The sequence below is a fragment of the Pseudomethylobacillus aquaticus genome (assembly GCF_003730115.1).
GTDB classification, from domain to species: Bacteria; Pseudomonadota; Gammaproteobacteria; order Burkholderiales; family Methylophilaceae; genus Pseudomethylobacillus; species Pseudomethylobacillus aquaticus.
Genome location: NZ_RJVP01000002.1, coordinates 68,239 through 85,283 on the forward strand (window position 1 = coordinate 68,239; position 17,045 = coordinate 85,283).

Annotated in this window: 14 protein-coding genes and 1 tRNA gene; 7 read left to right on the forward strand and 8 right to left on the reverse strand. The window is 60.4% G+C overall.

The features are described from left to right. Nucleotides 1-8: 8 nt before the first annotated feature. Together ED236_RS03995 and ED236_RS04000 are read left to right on the forward strand one after the other, a co-directional pair. Nucleotides 9-2,222 (forward strand): primosomal protein N', encoded by a 2,214-nt coding sequence (locus ED236_RS03995; protein ID WP_123236684.1) that lies wholly within the window; start codon nucleotides 9-11, stop codon nucleotides 2,220-2,222. Nucleotides 2,223-2,295: 73 nt separating this feature from the next. Further along, entirely contained in the window at nucleotides 2,296-2,844 is a 549-nt protein-coding gene (locus ED236_RS04000; RefSeq protein WP_123236685.1) for a YaeQ family protein, read from the forward strand. 9 nt (nucleotides 2,845-2,853) lie between these two features. Here ED236_RS04000 and ED236_RS04005 read toward each other — a convergent pair whose 3' ends face one another. The 7 genes from ED236_RS04005 to thiD form a co-directional block, all read right to left on the reverse strand. Then, entirely contained in the window at nucleotides 2,854-2,985 is a 132-nt protein-coding gene (locus ED236_RS04005) for a DUF3149 domain-containing protein (RefSeq protein WP_123236686.1), read from the reverse strand. A gap of 458 nt (nucleotides 2,986-3,443) precedes the next feature. Then, nucleotides 3,444-4,523, reverse strand: coding sequence for a uroporphyrinogen decarboxylase (hemE, locus tag ED236_RS04010; RefSeq protein ID WP_123236687.1), 1,080 nt, complete (start codon nucleotides 4,521-4,523; stop codon nucleotides 3,444-3,446). Nucleotides 4,524-4,604: 81 nt separating this feature from the next. Continuing rightward, nucleotides 4,605-6,032 carry a glutamate synthase subunit beta gene (locus ED236_RS04015; protein WP_123236688.1) on the reverse strand — a complete coding sequence of 476 codons (1,428 nt, stop codon included), beginning with the start codon at nucleotides 6,030-6,032 and terminating at the stop codon, nucleotides 4,605-4,607. 34 nt (nucleotides 6,033-6,066) lie between these two features. After that, nucleotides 6,067-10,695, reverse strand: a complete 4,629-nt coding sequence (gltB, locus tag ED236_RS04020) for a glutamate synthase large subunit (RefSeq protein WP_193726065.1) — start codon at nucleotides 10,693-10,695, stop codon at nucleotides 6,067-6,069. A gap of 308 nt (nucleotides 10,696-11,003) precedes the next feature. Next, nucleotides 11,004-12,284, reverse strand: coding sequence for a glutamate-1-semialdehyde 2,1-aminomutase (gene hemL, locus ED236_RS04025; RefSeq protein WP_123236690.1), 1,281 nt, complete (start codon nucleotides 12,282-12,284; stop codon nucleotides 11,004-11,006). Next, nucleotides 12,281-12,922, reverse strand: a complete 642-nt coding sequence (thiE, locus tag ED236_RS04030) for a thiamine phosphate synthase (RefSeq protein ID WP_123236691.1) — start codon at nucleotides 12,920-12,922, stop codon at nucleotides 12,281-12,283. The genes hemL and thiE overlap by 4 nt, the downstream gene beginning before the upstream one ends. Beyond that, the gene (thiD, locus tag ED236_RS04035; protein WP_123236692.1) at nucleotides 12,909-13,742 is read right to left on the reverse strand and encodes a bifunctional hydroxymethylpyrimidine kinase/phosphomethylpyrimidine kinase; all 834 of its coding nucleotides are present in this window, start codon (nucleotides 13,740-13,742) and stop codon (nucleotides 12,909-12,911) included. Before thiD ends, thiE begins: the two co-directional genes overlap by 14 nt. Before the next feature lie 155 nt (nucleotides 13,743-13,897). Here thiD and ED236_RS04040 point away from each other — a divergent pair, with 155 nt between their 5' ends. Then, nucleotides 13,898-14,062 carry a rubredoxin gene (locus tag ED236_RS04040; protein WP_123236693.1) on the forward strand — a complete coding sequence of 55 codons (165 nt, stop codon included), beginning with the start codon at nucleotides 13,898-13,900 and terminating at the stop codon, nucleotides 14,060-14,062. 36 nt (nucleotides 14,063-14,098) lie between these two features. On the opposite strand, the gene ED236_RS04045 is transcribed toward ED236_RS04040, so the two are convergent. After that, a tRNA-Gly gene (locus tag ED236_RS04045) sits at nucleotides 14,099-14,172 on the reverse strand. Between the two features lie 148 nt (nucleotides 14,173-14,320). Between ED236_RS04045 and thiS the strand changes: the two genes are divergently transcribed. From thiS to mltA, 4 genes are read left to right on the forward strand one after another with little or no spacing between them, the layout of a single operon-like run. After that, the gene (gene thiS, locus ED236_RS04050) at nucleotides 14,321-14,524 is read left to right on the forward strand and encodes a sulfur carrier protein ThiS (protein WP_123236694.1); all 204 of its coding nucleotides are present in this window, start codon (nucleotides 14,321-14,323) and stop codon (nucleotides 14,522-14,524) included. A gap of 17 nt (nucleotides 14,525-14,541) precedes the next feature. Beyond that, the gene (locus ED236_RS04055; protein WP_123236695.1) at nucleotides 14,542-15,321 is read left to right on the forward strand and encodes a thiazole synthase; all 780 of its coding nucleotides are present in this window, start codon (nucleotides 14,542-14,544) and stop codon (nucleotides 15,319-15,321) included. Between the two features lie 9 nt (nucleotides 15,322-15,330). Further along, nucleotides 15,331-15,714, forward strand: coding sequence for a Co2+/Mg2+ efflux protein ApaG (apaG, locus tag ED236_RS04060; RefSeq protein WP_123236696.1), 384 nt, complete (start codon nucleotides 15,331-15,333; stop codon nucleotides 15,712-15,714). A gap of 6 nt (nucleotides 15,715-15,720) precedes the next feature. Beyond that, entirely contained in the window at nucleotides 15,721-16,998 is a 1,278-nt protein-coding gene (gene mltA / locus ED236_RS04065) for a murein transglycosylase A (RefSeq protein ID WP_123236697.1), read from the forward strand. Nucleotides 16,999-17,045 lie beyond the last annotated feature (47 nt).

Sequence of the window (17,045 nt, forward strand, 5' to 3'; positions counted from 1 at the left end):
GTATTGAGATGACCGCACCGTTTGTCCAGGTCGCCCTGGATGTCCCACTAGACCGTCAATTTGACTATTGTGCTGGCGAGATCCCCACGCAAGTGGGGCAGCGCGTGGTAGTGCCGTTCGGTCGGCGTCAGCAGGTCGGCATCGTACTCGGACACAGCGCAGACAGCGCATTCGATCCCGCCAGGCTCAAAACCATCACGCAAGTGCTGCAGCACGAACCGCTGCTGGATGCGGATACGCTGGCTTTGCTCAAGTTCTGCGCAGATTATTACCACTACCCTTATGGTCAGGCCTTGCTGTCGGCCTTGCCTACGCGCCTGCGTCAGACCCAGGCTGCCGTCAGCCGCAAGCAGTACCTGTACGCGCTAAACGAACTCGGCCTTGCCGCCGGGCTGGACGCCATCCCCAAGCGCCAGGCGATACAGCGCCGCCTTTACTCGGCCTTGCTGCAACAGGTCGGGCAGCATGGTTCCGGCATGAGCGAAGCTGCACTGGCGGCCCTCTCGCCGAGCTGGCGCAAGGCCGTGAACGCGCTGCAGCAGATGGGCTGGCTGACCGCGCACGAAGTCATCGCCGGGCTCAGCCTTGCCAGCCCAAGTACGCTGATGCCGCCCATACTCAACCCTGACCAGGCCGAAGCAGTGACGCGTATCCTGGCGAAGGCCAAGGAGTTCGCGCCTTTTCTGCTGCACGGCATCACCGGCAGCGGCAAAACCGAAGTGTATATGCGTCTCATCGAACAGCAGCTGGCGGATAAGCCAGGGCAGGCACTGGTGCTGGTACCCGAGATCAACCTGACGCCGCAGCTGGAAGCGCGTTTCCGTAGCCGATTGCCGCAATTCCCGCTGGTGTCCTTGCACAGCAATCTGGGCGAAAGTGAACGCCTGCAGAACTGGCGTCTGGCGCAATCAGGTCAGGCGCGCATCGTCATCGGCACCCGTTTATCCGTGTTCACGCCCATGCCCCACCTGAGGCTGGTGATCGTGGATGAGGAGCACGACGGTTCCTATAAACAGCAGGACGGCATGCGCTATCACGCACGCGATGTGGCGCTGGTGCGCGCGCAACGCGCCGGTGTTCCCATCGTACTGGGTTCGGCCACGCCTGCGCTGGAGACCTGGCACAACGCTCAAACCGGCAAATACGGTTTGCTCAGCCTGGGACAGCGTGCCGTGGCCGCAGCGGCCTTGCCGCAGATCCGCTGCATCGACGTCACCAAACAGCCATTGCAGGACGGCCTGTCGCCCGCCTTGATAGAGGCCATGCGTACCCGTCTGGCACGTGGCGAACAGAGCCTGTTGTTCATCAACCGGCGTGGCTACGCCCCGGTGCTGCTGTGTGGCGCCTGTCAGTGGATAGCGCCGTGCACACGCTGCAGCAGCCGGCTGGTGGTGCACCTGCGTCAGGGGCGCTTGCGTTGCCATCACTGTGGGCATGAAGAAAAGATCGTCCGGCAGTGTCCCAGTTGTGGCAACGCCGACCTGCATGCCACCGGTCACGGCACGCAGCGCCTGGAACAGACGCTGGCGGCGCTGCTGCCGCAGGCACGCATCCTGCGCGTGGACAGAGACAGCACACGGCGTAAAGACGCACTCACAGACATGATCGCGGCGGTGCATGCGGATGAAGTGGATATTCTGGTGGGCACCCAGATGCTGGCCAAGGGGCATGACTTTCCCAAGCTCACGCTGGTGGGCGTGATCGACACGGACAGCGCGCTGTTCAGCCCGGATTTCCGTGCTGCCGAGCGTTTGTTCGCGCAGTTGATGCAGGTGGCGGGCCGTGCCGGACGTGCCGATAAACCGGGTGAAGTGCTGATCCAGACCGCCTTTCCGGAGCATGCCTTGTTCAACGCGCTGCGTAGCCAGGATTACGCGGCTTATGCGCAGGCGCTGTTACAGGAGCGTGCGATCACGCAGTTCCCGCCTTACCAGTATCTGGCCCTGCTCAAGGCCGAGGCCAACGAGTTTGCGCTGGTGTCCGGCCTGTTACGCTATGCCGCGGATTGGGCGCATGCGCATGGCACGGATGTGCTGAGTTATGAGCCGGTACGTCCGCAGATGGAGCGTTTGAAAGGCATGGAACGCGGGCAATTGCTGATGCAGGCGGACAGCCGTGCACCATTGCAGTGTTTGTTGCGTACACTAGTGGCCGCGTTGCGCGAGCATCCGCTCAATGCCAAGGTGCGCTGGGCGGTCGATGTCGATCCATTGGAGTTCTAGCTGCCTTTGAGCCGACTAACCGATTGCCCGGCTACCGGCTCACTTTTGATATTTTTAGGACCTTGCTGCCACCATGGCGATCAAATCCACCGTTTACAAAGTCAATCTGCAAATCGCCGATATGCAGCGGCATTACTACCACGAGCATGCACTCACCTTGTCGCAGCACCCGTCAGAGACCGACGAACGCTTGATGGTACGCTTGCTGGCATTCGCCCTGCACGCCCATGAATACCTGACGTTTGGCCAGGGCATGACCGACGATGAAGAAGCGGATCTGTGGCAGAAGGATCTGACCGGTGTGATCGAACGGTGGATCGATGTGGGCCTGCCCGACGAAAAGCTCATTCGCAAAGCCTGCGGGCGTGCCGATCAGGTCATCGTGTATTGCTATGGTGGGCGTGTGGCGGAGATGTGGTACGCGCAGAACAGCGCCCAGTTCGCGCGTTTGAAGAACCTCACCGTGATCAATCTGCCGCAGGAAAGCACACAGGCGCTGGCTGCCATGGTGCAGCGTGGCATGCAGCTGCAATGCAATATCGAAGACGATCAGGTCTGGTTCATGGACACCAGTAACACCGTAGTGGTGGAGCCTGTGGTGTTGAAAGCCAAGGCCGCTTGAAAACAGCGGCTATTTTCGTGGCACTTCCGCACGGCTTAGCCTCATCAACGTTACCGTCAGATAAGCGCCCATCACGATCACCAGTGCGATGCTGATGATGCTGAGCACCCCGGACAAACTACCGAGTAGATCCTTGAGCATGCTGCGCTCCAGTCTGTATGAGTTGAATTCCCATCCATGCTAGCGCTGCTGGCCGCTTTTGCCTTGATGCAGGTCAAGGGATTCACCGATAGACGAAATGTTAAGCAAAGTTGTCGCTGCCGACGGTAAGCGCGCACCGCAGCCAGCATGGCGGCGGCGTTTTAGCTCCGACCTAACCTGAAGGTTAGTCTGCACTGAAACGCCGGATGGGTAGTCACTATTACGCGATGTGGTACTGGAGACTGTAGGCCCGCACCGCGGCCAGCATGGCGGCGGCGTTTTAGCTCCGACTTAACCTGAAGGTTAGTCTGCACTGAAACGCCGGATGGGTAGTCACTATTACGCGATGTGGTACTGCAGACTGTAGGCCCGCACCGCAGCCAGCATGGCGGCGGCGTTTTAGCTCCGACCTAACCTGAAGGTTAGTCTGCACTGAAACGCCGGATGGGTAGTCACTATTACGCGACGTGGTATTGCAGACTGTAAGCGCGCACCGCGGCCAGCATGGCGGCGGCGTTTTCCGGGGGGGTCCACTGCGTGATGCCGTGCCCCAGGTTGAACACATGGCCATGGCCTTTGCCGTCCACGGCAGCGTAACTGGCCAGGATGCTGGCGACTTCTTTTTCGATGGCAGCCGGTGTGGATAGCAGGATGGCCGGGTCCAGATTGCCCTGCAGTGCCACCTGCTCACCGACGCGTGCGCGTGCGCTGCCGATGTCCACGGCCCAGTCCAGGCCCAGCGCATCCGCACCTATGCCTGCCTGCGCTTCCAGCCACAGGCCGCCACCCTTGGTGAAGCTGATGCGTGGCACGATGCGGCCTTCATGTTCGCGCGTCAGGCCATGCATGATCTTTTCCAGATATTGCAGCGAGAACTCACGGTAAGCGTTGTGGGACAGCGCACCACCCCAGGAGTCGAATACCATCACCGCTTGTGCACCGGCGGCGATCTGCGCGTTGAGGTATTGGGTGACGGCTTGCGCGGTGATGTCCAGAATGCGGTGCAGCAGGTCCGGTCGTGTATACGCCATCTTCTTGATGGTGAGGAAATCGGTGCCGCCCTTGCCTTCCACCATGTAGGTGGCCAGTGTCCATGGGCTGCCAGCGAAGCCGATCAGCGGCACACGGCCGTTGATGGTGCGGCGGATCTGGCTGACGGCGTCGAACACATACTGCAGGCTGCCCATGTCCGGGACGGCAAGTTTGAGGATGTCGGCTTCTTCACGCAGTGTGCGCTCGAACTTGGGACCTTCGCCCTCTTCAAAATACAGGCCCAGGCCCATGGCATCCGGCACGGTGAGGATGTCAGAGAACAGGATGGAGGCATCCAGCAGCGGGTAGCGGTCCAGCGGTTGCAAGGTGACTTCGGTGGCGAAATTCGGGCTTTTGCACAATTGCAGAAAGCTGCCAGCGTGTTTGCGGCTGTCACGGTACTCTGGCAGATAACGCCCGGCCTGACGCATCATCCACACCGGCGTGTATTCGGTGGATTCGCGCATCAGGGCACGCAGAAAGGTATCGTTTTGCAGGACAGTCATCGGCTTCACTTAAAAAATTAGGGGATACGCAGCGGTATCCCCCATGATTCTACTTCGGTTTGTGCTACGAACCAGCAGGCCTTAGCGAGGCAGCTCGGAAGACCCCATCAGGAACTCATCCACGGCACGTGCGCACTGACGGCCTTCACGAATCGCCCAAACCACCAGTGACTGGCCACGGCGCATGTCGCCAGCGGCGAACACCTTGGCTTTGCTGGTGGTGTAGCAGCCTTCGCCATCGGTGCTGGCCTTGGCGTTGCCGCGGTTGTCTTTCTCGACACCGAAGGCGTCCAGCACTTTCTGGATCGGGCTGACGAAACCCATGGCCAGCAGCACCAGATCGGCCGGGATGGTGAACTCGGAGCCCGGCACTTCGGACATCTTGCCGTCTTTCCACTCGACCTTGGCGGCCTTCAGGGCGGTGACCTTGCCATGCTCGCCGATCAGGCCCTTGGTGGTGATAGACCAGTCACGGTTGGCGCCTTCTTCATGCGAACTGGAGGTGCGCATCTTGAGTGGCCAGTTCGGCCAGGTCAGTTCCTTGTTCTCTTTTTCAGGTGGCTGGGGCATCAGCTCGAACTGGGTGATGGAGACGGCGCCATGACGGTTGGAGGTGCCTACACAGTCGGAACCGGTATCGCCGCCGCCGATCACGACCACATGCTTGTTGGTGGCCATCACCTGATTGGGGATGGTGTCACCCGCCACCACCTTGTTCTGCGGGGTCAGGAAATCCATGGCGAACATCACGCCATCCAGCTCACGGCCGGGCACGGGCAGGTCACGTGGATGCTCGGCACCGCCCGCGAGGATCACGGCGTCGTATTCGCTGACCACCGCATCGGCACTGACGTTCTCGCCCACGTACTGGCCGGTGCGGAATTCCACGCCTTCGGCTTGCATCTGCGCCATGCGGCGGTCGATGTGGGACTTTTCCATCTTGAAGTCAGGGATACCGTAACGCAGCAGGCCACCGATGCGGCTTTCTTTTTCCAGTACCACCACGTCGTGACCGGCGCGGGCCAGTTGCTGTGCAGCAGCCAGGCCAGCCGGGCCGGAACCGACCACAGCGACCTTTTTACCAGTCTTGTGCGTGGGTGGCTGAGGCACTACCCAGTCGTTCTCCCAAGCCTTGTCGATGATGGCGTGTTCGATGGACTTGATACCCACGGCATCCGCATTGATGTTGAGCGTACAGGCGGCTTCGCATGGGGCCGGACAGATACGGCCGGTGAATTCGGGGAAGTTGTTGGTGGAATGCAGCACGTCGATGGCACGGCGCCAGTCCTGCTGATACACCAAATCATTCCAGTCCGGAATGATGTTGTTGATGGGACAGCCGCTCATGCAGAACGGGATGCCGCAGTCCATGCAACGCGCACCTTGCAGCTTGGCCTGATCGTCGGTCAGGTGCAGCACGAATTCCTTGTAGTTCTTGATACGGTCCGGGACTGGCAGATAGTCTTCTGACAGTCGCTCGTACTCCATAAACCCGGTCACTTTACCCATAGCGTTTTATCAATCTCTATATTTAACTTGCGACTCAGGCCGCTTGTTTTTGTGCAGCAGCGGCCATTTCGGTCAATGCACGCTTGTACTCGTTCGGCATGACTTTGACGAACTTGGCGCGCTGATTGTTCCAGTCTGCCAGGATCATCTTGGCACGGTCACTGCCGCTGTAATCGGCGTGCTGCTGGATCAGCGTCTTCAGCGTGACTTCGTCCGGCTGGCCCAGATGCTGCACCTGACCGACGCTGGCTTCCGCAGATTCGACCTTTTCCAGGCTGACCATGCTCATATTGCAACGCTTGGCGAACATGCCGTCTTCATCGTACACATAAGCTACGCCACCCGACATGCCAGCAGCGAAGTTGCGCCCGGTCAGGCCCAGCACCACCACGGTACCGCCCGTCATGTATTCGCAGCCGTGGTCACCCACGCCTTCGACCACGGCAGAGGCGCCGGAGTTACGTACACAGAAGCGCTCGCCGGCCACGCCACGCAGGTAGCTGGCACCACTGGTGGCGCCATACATCACGGTGTTACCCGCGATGATGTTCTGCTCTGGTATGCCGCGGAAGGCCACTGGCGGCTTGATCACGATGCGACCGCCACACAGGCCCTTGCCTACGTAGTCGTTACCTTCACCGGTCAGCTCGAAGCTGATGCCTTGCGTGAGGAAAGCGGCAAAACTCTGGCCGGCGGTGCCGCTGAGTTTGACCGTGATGGTGTCGTCCGGCAGACCGGCACGGCCATAGCGGCGCGCGATCTCGTGCGACAGCATGGTGCCTACCGTACGGTTGGTGTTGAGGATAGGCGTTTCGATGACTACTTTTTCACCGCTTTCCAGCGCCTGGCTGGCTTTCGCGATCAAGCTGTTGTCGAGGGCGCGTTCCAGACCGTGTTCCTGATCTTCGTTATGCCGACGCGAGACCGCTGCACTGACCTTGGGCTGATGGAAGATACGGCTGAAATCCAGGCCCTGCGCCTTCCAGTGCGCGATGCCGGCTTGCATGTCCAGCAGATCGGCACGGCCGATCAGGTCGTCGAACTTGCGGATGCCCATCTCGGCCATCAGTTCGCGCACTTCTTCGGCGACGAAGAAGAAGTAATTGACTACATGCTCAGGCTGGCCGGTGAAGCGCTTGCGCAGTTCCGGGTCCTGCGTGGCAACGCCGACCGGACAGGTATTGAGGTGGCATTTACGCATCATGATGCAGCCTTCGACCACCAGCGGTGCGGTGGCGAAACCGAATTCGTCTGCGCCCAGCAGTGCGCCTATGACCACATCGCGGCCGGTCTTCATCTGACCATCGACCTGCACCACGACACGGCCGCGCAGCTGGTTCAACACCAGCGTCTGTTGGGTTTCAGCCAGCCCCAGCTCCCAGGGGGTGCCAGCGTGCTTGACCGAGGAGATCGGCGATGCGCCGGTGCCGCCGTCATGACCAGCCACCACGATGTGGTCGGACTTGGCCTTGGCCACGCCTGCCGCCACGGTGCCGATGCCGGTTTCCGATACCAGCTTGACCGAGACCGAAGCCTTGGGGTTGGCGTTCTTGAGGTCGTGGATCAGCTGTGCCAGATCTTCGATCGAATAGATGTCATGGTGCGGTGGCGGCGAGATCAGGCCTACGCCGGGCACCGAGAAACGCAGTTCCGCGATGTATGGGCTGACCTTGTGGCCGGGCAGTTGACCGCCTTCACCGGGCTTGGCACCTTGTGCCATCTTGATCTGGATCTGGTCGGCGTTAGCCAGGTATTCCGCGGTCACACCAAAGCGGCCGGAAGCTACCTGCTTGATGCTGGAGCGCATGGAGTCACCCGCTTTGAGCGGAATATCCACTTCGATCTGGCTACTGCCGATCACGGCAGACATGGTGGTGTCCTTGGCGACCGGAATGAAGCGCTTGGGATCTTCACCGCCTTCACCGGTATTGGAGCGACCACCGATACGGTTCATGGCGATGGCCAGCGTGGCGTGTGCTTCGGTGGAAATGGAGCCTAGCGACATCGCACCCGTGGCGAAACGCTTGACGATCTCTTTGGCAGGTTCCACTTCCGCCAGCGGTACCGGCGCACCTATGTTCTTGATCTCGAACAGGCCACGCAAGGTCATGTGACGGCGCGTCTGGTCGTTGATGAGCTTGGCGTATTCCTTGTAGGTCTCGGTTTGACCAGTGCGCGTCGCATGTTGCAGCTTGGCGATGGAATCCGGGGTCCACATGTGTTCTTCGCCACGTACGCGGAAGGCATATTCACCGCCTGCGTCCAGCGCACCAGCCAGTACCGGGTCGTCACTGAAGGCCGCGTTATGCAGGCGCAGGCTTTCTTCGGCCACTTCATTGAGGCCTATGCCTTCGACGTTGGTGGCGGTGCCGGTGAAATATTGCTTCACGAAGGCGCTGTTGAGACCGATGGCCTCGAAGATCTGTGCGCCACAGTAAGACTGGTAAGTGGAGATGCCCATCTTGGACATCACCTTGTGCAGGCCCTTGCCGATGGCTTTGACGAATTTCTTGGCGGCTTCCTTGGGGTCTTTGCCATCCTTGGCGGCCATCTGGTTGATGGTCTCGAAGGCCAGCCATGGGCACACGGCTTCGGCACCGTAACCGCCCAGCAATGCAAAGTGATGCACTTCGCGTGCGGAGCCGGTGTCGATCACCAGGCCGGTGTTGGTGCGCAAGCCGGAATGCACCAGTGTCTGGTGGGTCGCAGCACAGGCCAGCAAGGCCGGAATGGCGATACGACTCTGGCTGACCTGACGGTCAGACAGGATCAGCACATTGAAGCCTTCGTTGACGGCTTTGCAGGCCGCTTTGCTGAGCGCCTCGATGGCGTTGGCCATGCCCGCATTGCCCAGGCTTACTGGATAAGTGATGTCCAGCGTCAGCGCGCGGTAACGGTTCTGGGTCAGCGTGTCGATGGCTTTCAACTGGTCCAGTTCATCCAGCATCAATACCGGCTGACTGGCTTCCAGTCGCAGCGGCGGATTGGTCTCGTTGATGCCAAGCAGGTTGGGTTTGGGGCCGATGAAGGTCACCAGCGACATGACCAGCTCTTCGCGGATCGGGTCGATAGGCGGGTTGGTCACCTGCGCGAACAGCTGCTTGAAGTAGCTGTACAGGGTTTTGGCTTTGTTGGACAGCACGGGCAGCGCGCTGTCATTGCCCATGGAGCCGGCACCCTCTTCACCATTGGTGATCATGGGTTGCAGGATGAACTTGATGTCCTCCTGCGTGTAGCCGAAGGCTTGCTGTATATCCAGCATGTCGGCGGCCATCTCCAGCTTGCCGTCCACTTTGGGCAGGTCGCCCAGGAAATAGCGGGATTTTTCGATCCACTGCTTGTATGGCTTGGCCTGTGCCAGTTGCTGCTTGACTTCGGCATCGTCGATGATGCGGCCTTGTTCCATGTCGATCAGCAGCATCTTGCCTGGCTGCAGACGCCATTTCTTGATGATGCGTTCCTGCGGGAAGGTCAGCACGCCCATTTCGGAGGCCATCATCACGTGGTCGTCATCGGTGACCAGATAACGTGCCGGACGCAGACCGTTACGGTCCAGCGTGGCGCCTATCATGCGGCCATCGGTGAAGGCCACGGCGGCCGGGCCGTCCCAGGGTTCCATCAGTGCGGCATGGTATTCGTAGAAGGCGCGACGCTCTTCATCCATGAGCGGATCAGACCAGGCTTCCGGGATCAGCATCATCATGGCGTGTGGCAGCGAGTAACCACCGGCCACCAGCAGCTCCAGCGCGTTATCGAAGGCGGCGGAGTCGGATTGGCCATCGGCGATCAGCGGCCAGACCTTTTCCAGATCTTCACCGATCAGGTCGGAGCGCATGGCGGCGTGACGCGCTGCCATCCAGTTGACGTTGCCCTGCATGGTATTGATCTCGCCATTGTGCGCGATCATGCGGAACGGGTGCGCCAGTTCCCAGGCCGGGAAGGTGTTGGTGGAGAAGCGCTGGTGCACCAGTGCAAGGGCGGAGACCATGGTCTCGTCCTGCAGGTCCAGATAATAGGTGCCGACTTCGTTGGCGAGCAGCATGCCCTTATAAACCAGGGTACGGCTGGACAGCGACGGGATATAGAACTGGTTGCCATCTTCCAGCTTCAGTGCACGCACGGCATGTTCGATGCGCTTGCGGATGACGAACAGCTTGCGCTCGAACTCGTCCTGGCTGGCGGCGGTGCTGGCGATCATCACCTGACGCATCACCGGCTCGACTTCGCGTGCGGCATTGGCGATATTGCGGTTGTCGCGCGGCACGTCGCGCCAGCCCAGCAGGGTCTGCTTTTCTTCGTGGATGATGCGGGCCACCACGGATTCACAGGCGATCAGTCCGTTTTGGGATTGCGGCAGGAACACGGTACCGGCGGCGTATTGGCCGACTGCAGGTAAGGTGATGCCCAGCTTGGCCGCTTCCTTGCGCATGAACGCATCGGGCATCTGGATCAGCATGCCGGCGCCGTCACCCAGTTTGGGGTCGTAGCCGGTGGCACCACGGTGCGTCAGGTTGGCCAGGATCTGCAGGCCATTGCGCACGATGTCGTGGCTCTTCTTGCCCTTGATGTTGGCAATGAAACCCACGCCACAGGCGTCATGCTCATTGGCAGGGTTATACAGGCCCTGTTTCTCTGGCTTGTTCAGCGCTTGCGTCTCACTCACTTGCGCCGCATTGATCGGCGTATTGACTTGCGTTACCAAACTATTTGCCCCTATCCATCCCTCGACTTCAAGACATCCTCGAAAATCTGCGGTGTGGCTGCGCAAAGGTGCTTGCACGGCGAACCGTCGATTGTGATTTTCAAGCTCTCTTTTCTTAAATCACGCACAAATCGAAGGTATTTGCGCGTTGTACGGCCAAAATCAGCTTGGCCGCGATTATTCAGCGAACCTTCAATGTTACCGTCAAAATATTATGAGTTCAATCACATAGAGCAAAATTCATGCGCACACGAGGGGCATGGCCGCCTTTACCAGTGCGCGAAGATATTGTCAGCCGCCGCTATCGTGGCGGCAATGTCTTCTGCTGTATGTGCGGCAGAAACAAAGCCTGCTTCGAAAGCGGATGGAGCAAGATAGATGCCTGCTTCCAGCATGGCGTGGAAGAAGCGGTTGAACGCCTCCTTGTCTGACTGCATCACCGCATCGAAGCTGTCCGGGCAGCTGGCGCTGAAGTACAGGCCGAACATGCCACCCACATTCTGGCCGCTGAAGGTGACGCCAGCATTGCGTGCACTATTCACCAGCCCCTGCACCATTTGGTGCGTGGTCTGGTTCAGGCGTGCATGAAAATCGGGCGTCTGGATCAGCTTCAGTGTGGCGAGGCCGGCCGAAACCGCCACCGGGTTGCCGGACAAGGTGCCAGCCTGATACACCGGCCCCAGTGGAGCCAGACAATTCATGATGTCGCGGCGGCCACCAAACGCACCTACCGGCAGGCCGCCACCGATGACCTTGCCCAGCGTGGTCAGGTCAGGTGTGATGCCATACAGTGCTTGCGCGCCACCGAGTGCGACACGGAAGCCGGTCATCACTTCATCAAAGATCAGCACTGCACCATGCTTGGTGCACTGTGCGCGCAACAGATTCAGGAAGTCGTTCTGCGGCACGATGAGGTTCATGTTGCCCACCACCGGCTCTACGATGATGCAGGCGATCTCGCTGCCCATCTGCTCGAACAGCTGTTCGACCGCGGCATTGTCGTTGTAGGCCAGCGTCAGCGTGTGCGCGGCCAGCTCGGGTGGCACACCTGCGGAGCTGGGTTGGCCGAAGGTCAGTGCGCCAGAACCTGCCTTGACCAGCAGGGAATCAGCATGACCGTGATAGCAGCCTTCGAACTTGAGGATCTTGCTGCGGCCGGTGTAGCCACGTGCCAGGCGGATCGCGCTCATGGTGGCTTCGGTGCCGGAGCTGACCAGCCGGACCTGTTCCATGCTGGGCACCAGCGTCGAGATCAGCTCGGCCATCTCCAGTTCCAGTGCGGTCGGCGCGCCGAACGACAGGCTGTTCTCGGCAGCTTTTTGCACCGCAGCGAACACCTCAGGATGTGCATGTCCCAGGATCATCGGGCCCCAGGAACCCACGTAGTCTATGTATTCCTTGCCGTCTTCGTCCCACAGGCGCGAGCCTTTGCCGCGTTTGAAGAACACGGGTGTGCCGCCTACGGAGCGGAAAGCGCGCACCGGCGAGTTGACGCCGCCCGGGATCAGGCGCTGTGATTGTTCGAACAGTTGCTGGTTACGTGAGGTCATGATGCTCGATGCGTGAATAATTGATGGAATTGTCGGGCAGTGTGCTCGATATCGGCACTATTCCAGAGCGCGCCGATCACGGCAATCGCACTGGCGCCAGCCGCGATGGCCTGCGCTGCATTTTCTAGCGATATGCCACCGATGGCGACGCTGTCCGGCAAGCCCGCTTGCCTGGCCGTCTGGAACAGGGTCAGGCTGGCCTGCACGGCCTGCGGTTTGGTACCAGAGCTGAAACAGGCGCCGAATGCGATGTAATCGACCCCCGCTCCCGCTGCCGAGTTCGCCAGTTCGAGCTGGTCATAACAGGAGGCACCCAGCAGCTGATGCGGCGCCAGACGGGCACGTGCTGCCTGCAGGTCGCCGTCACTGGCACCCAGGTGTACGCCGTCGGCATCCAGTGCCAGGCAGAGCTTGAGGTCGTCATTGATGATCAATGGCACCTTGTACTGACGGCACAGCGGCAACAGTGCGCTGGCCTGGGCGATGCGCAGGCGCGAATCGGCCAGTTTGTTGCGGTATTGCAGCAGCGCCGCACCGCCGCGCAGGCTGGCTTCCACCATGCGGCACAGGGAGGCGGTGTCGTCCAGATCCGGCGTGACGGCGTACAGGCCGCGCAGTACGGGCTTAGCCCTGCTCACTTTCGTCTTCCTCGTCGCGCGCCCAGAACATGCGGTCCGGGATGTACTGGCCCATGCCGGGACGGAACGCGTGGCGCAGGGTCTGCCAGGTGTATTCCTGAGCTTCCGCGACGGCTTCTTCCACGGTCAGGCCATGCGCCATGCAGGCGGCGATGGCGGAGGTCAGGGTGCAACCGGAGCCGTGGTAGCTGCCGGGCAGGCGTTCCCAGTGGAAAGACTTGATCTGCCCCTTGCTGCCATACAGGGTGTTCACCACCTCGGCGCTGCGCTCGTGGGTGCCGGTGATCAGCACGTGCTCGCAGCCCATCTGCAGCAGGCGCTTGGCGCTGTCATCCAGCGAAGCATCTTCGTTGTCATCGTAATCGTCGTTGAAGGCCAGCCGGCGTGCTTCCAGGCTGTTGGGCGTGATCAGCGTGGCCTGCGGGAACAGCAGGTCTATCATGGCCGCCTGCATCTCCTCATTGGCCAGCTCATCGCCGCGCCCGGAAGACAGCACCGGGTCGATCAGCAGGGGAATGTCCGGATAATCCGCCATGATCTCGGCGATGACCGCGATATTCTCCACGCTGCCCAGCATGCCCAGCTTGAAGGCAGAGACCTGCATGTCTTCCAGCACGATGCGCGCCTGCTCGTTGACCCAGTCGGCATCGAACACCATCACATTGTCCACGCCCAGCGTGTCCTGCACGGTCAATGCGGTGATCACGGACAGCGGGTGGCAGCCTATGCTGGCAAACGTCAGGATATCAGCCTGGATGCCGGCGCCACTGGTGGGGTCGGTGGCTGCAAAAGTCATGACGGCTGGAGGCATGGGGTTCATGTCAGGATGGATGGGGTTGCTGGAAAGACTGCGATTCGGGGTCTGGGGCATTGTTTGTTCTGCTAGGACAGGCGTTGTGCCTGCACGGTTTTATGGAATTCAGCCCATCATTTTAGCGTAATATGTGACTGAATAATCACGAAAGACAGTATGCGATGAAAACCTGGATCTGTAATGTATGCGGCTGGATCTACGAAGAAGAAAAAGGCTGGCCTGAAGACGGCATCCCCCCGGGTACGCGCTGGGAAGACGTGCCACCGAACTGGACCTGTCCGGAATGCGGCGTGCGCAAGGAAGATTTTGAGATGCTGGAGTTCTGAACGCTCGCAGGCTTGCTGTCTGCATTCAGGGCTGGCTGGAGCGGGTGACGGGAATCGAACCCGCGTATCAAGCTTGGGAAGCTGGCGTTCTACCATTGAACTACACCCGCAGCGCTGCCCATTTTACGTGGCGAACGCCAGCCTGTGCAAACTTGTTCCAAGCCTGCTCACCCCTGCGTTCAGGTGGCGGCTGGTTTGCTAAAAGTGCTTGAACCTACGTAAAATGGTGCTTTTACAGCTTAAGCTCCCGTTCACCCGATGCATTTGTTGATCAACGGCAATTCCAGAGATTTTGACCACAGCAGCCTCACTGTCGAGGCCTTGGTGACCCTGTTGGGCTTGCAGGGTAAACGTCTGGCCATCGAACTCAACGGTGATATCGTGCCGCGCAGCGCTTTTCAGGCGACCGCGCTCAAGGCCGGTGACAAGCTGGAGATCGTAGGCGCAGTGGGTGGCGGCTGAGACATAGATACGGATATATGGATACATTGAATATCGCAGGCAAGTCTTACCATTCCCGCTTGCTGGTGGGCACGGGCAAGTACAAGGATTTCACCGAGACGCGTGCCGCCATCGACGCCAGTGGTGCCCAGATCGTCACCGTGGCCATCCGCCGCACCAACATCGGCCAGAATGCCGGTGAGGCTTCGCTGCTGGATTACCTGCCGCCTGAAGAATTCACCTACCTGCCCAATACTGCGGGCTGCTATTCCGCCGATGATGCAGTGCGTACCTTGCGTCTGGCGCGCGAGCTGCTGGACGGCCACAAACTGGTCAAGCTGGAAGTGCTGGGTGACCCCAGGACGCTGTATCCCAACATGATCGAGACGCTGAAAGCCGCCGAGACTCTGGTCAAGGACGGGTTCGATGTCATGGTTTACTGTTCGGATGACCCCATCATCGCCAAGCAGCTGGAAGACATCGGCTGCTGTGCGGTGATGCCGCTGGCCTCGCTGATCGGCTCCGGCATGGGCATCCTCAACCCCTGGAACCTGCAGATCATTATCGAAAATGCCAATATCCCGGTGCTGGTGGATGCGGGCGTAGGCACGGCTTCAGACGCGGCCATCGCCATGGAGCTGGGTTGTCAGGGCGTGCTCATGAACACGGCCATCGCCGCTGCGCGCGACCCCATCCTCATGGCCAGCGCCATGAAGCGTGCGGTCGAAGCCGGCCGTGATGCCTATCTGGCTGGCCGCATGCCGAAAAAGCTCTACTCGGCCGCGCCTAGCTCCCCAACCAGCGGAATGATCGAGTAAGGACGCCACATGCCTACGCACAAACGCTATGAATTCTCGGTGCAGGTTGAAACAGCGTTTTTGGCCGAGCAGTCTGATGTCGAACAGAACCGTTACGCCTTTGCCTACACGGTCACCGTGACCAATGTGGGCACGGTGGCTGCGCAGCTGATCAGCCGTCACTGGGTCATCACCGATGCCCATGACGACGTCAACGAGGTGCGTGGTTTGGGCGTGGTCGGTGAGCAGCCGCTGCTGAAGCCGGGTGAACAGTTCCAGTACACCAGCGGTTCGGTGATCGCCACCCCGAGCGGCACCATGCAAGGCACTTATTACCTCACCGCAGAAGACGGCACCCAGTTCGAAGCCGCGATCGCGCAGTTCGAGCTGACCATGCCGCGCGTCCTGCACTAGGATACGATGCGTCTGCCCCTGCTTGTCTGTCTGGTCCTGCTGCAAACCGCCTGCGGCCAGCAAGCCGTCAAGCCCGTCGCTCCGCCTCCCAGCCCGCCAGCCCAGCCCGCCCCTGCAACGCCGCCAGCGGCTCAGGGCGAGCTCCCTCCCGTGCAGATCCCGGTGGAGGGTGGCAAGCCGATGATCCAGCCCCAGCCTGTCGACAGCGTCAAGGCGGTCGATTACACCACCTTGCAGGCCGCCAGTTGGGAGCAGATGGAAGGCTTGCAGCAGGACGATCTGCGGCCGGCCTGGCCGGCCTGGCTGCAAAGCTGCAGCACGCTGGTCAACCGCGCTGCCTGGAAAGCAGTATGCGAAAGATCCGCCCAACTCAATCCGCGCAGCAGTGCCGCTATCCAGAGTTTTCTGCGTCAGCATTTCGATGTTTACCGCGCCACCAATGTGGATGGCAGCGACACCGGCCTGATCACCGGCTATTACCAGCCCTTGCTCAAAGGCAGCCGTAAAGCCACCGAGCGTTATCGTTATCCGCTGTACAGCCGCCCCGCTGATCTCATCACGGTAGAGCTGGGTGAGCTGTATCCGGAGCTGGCCAACAAGCGCGTGCGTGGCCGTCTGGTGGACGGCAAGCTGCTGCCCTATTACCCGCGCAGCGACATCGAAGCGCCTGCTGCGCCACTGCGCGGCCTGGAATTCATGTGGGTGGATGACATCATCGACCTGTTCTTCCTGCAGGTGCAGGGCTCGGGCATCATCCAGCTGGAATCGGGCGAACGCGTGCCCGTGGGCTATGCCGATCAGAACGGCTACAGTTACCAGTCCATAGGCAGAGTGCTGGTGGAGCGTGGCGAGATGACCCTGGAACAGGCGTCCATGCAGAGCATCAAGCAGTGGGGACGCAACAACCCGGACAAGCTGCGTGAGTTGCTCAACCAGAACCCGAGCTATGTGTTCTTCCGTGAACTGCCAGCTGGTCTGCCCGGCCCGCTAGGTGCCTTGGGTGTGCCCATCGCCGCGCAGCGCAGTGTGGCGGTGGACCCGCGTTATATCCCCTTGGGTGCGCCATTGTTCCTGTCCACGACCCAGCCCAACAGCAGTCAGGCCTTGCGCCAGCTGATGCTGGCACAGGATACGGGCGGTGCCATCAAAGGTGGCGTGCGGGCTGATTTCTACTGGGGTGCGGGTGCAGAAGCAGGTCAGCGCGCGGGTGCCATGAAGCAGCCGGGCAAGATCTGGGTGTTGCTTCCCAAAGGCTTCAAGTTGCGCGCGGCCAGCGCTAACTGAACCGCCTAAGCTCTCTTAGGTTTGAGCTGTGCTGGCATCAGGTTCAT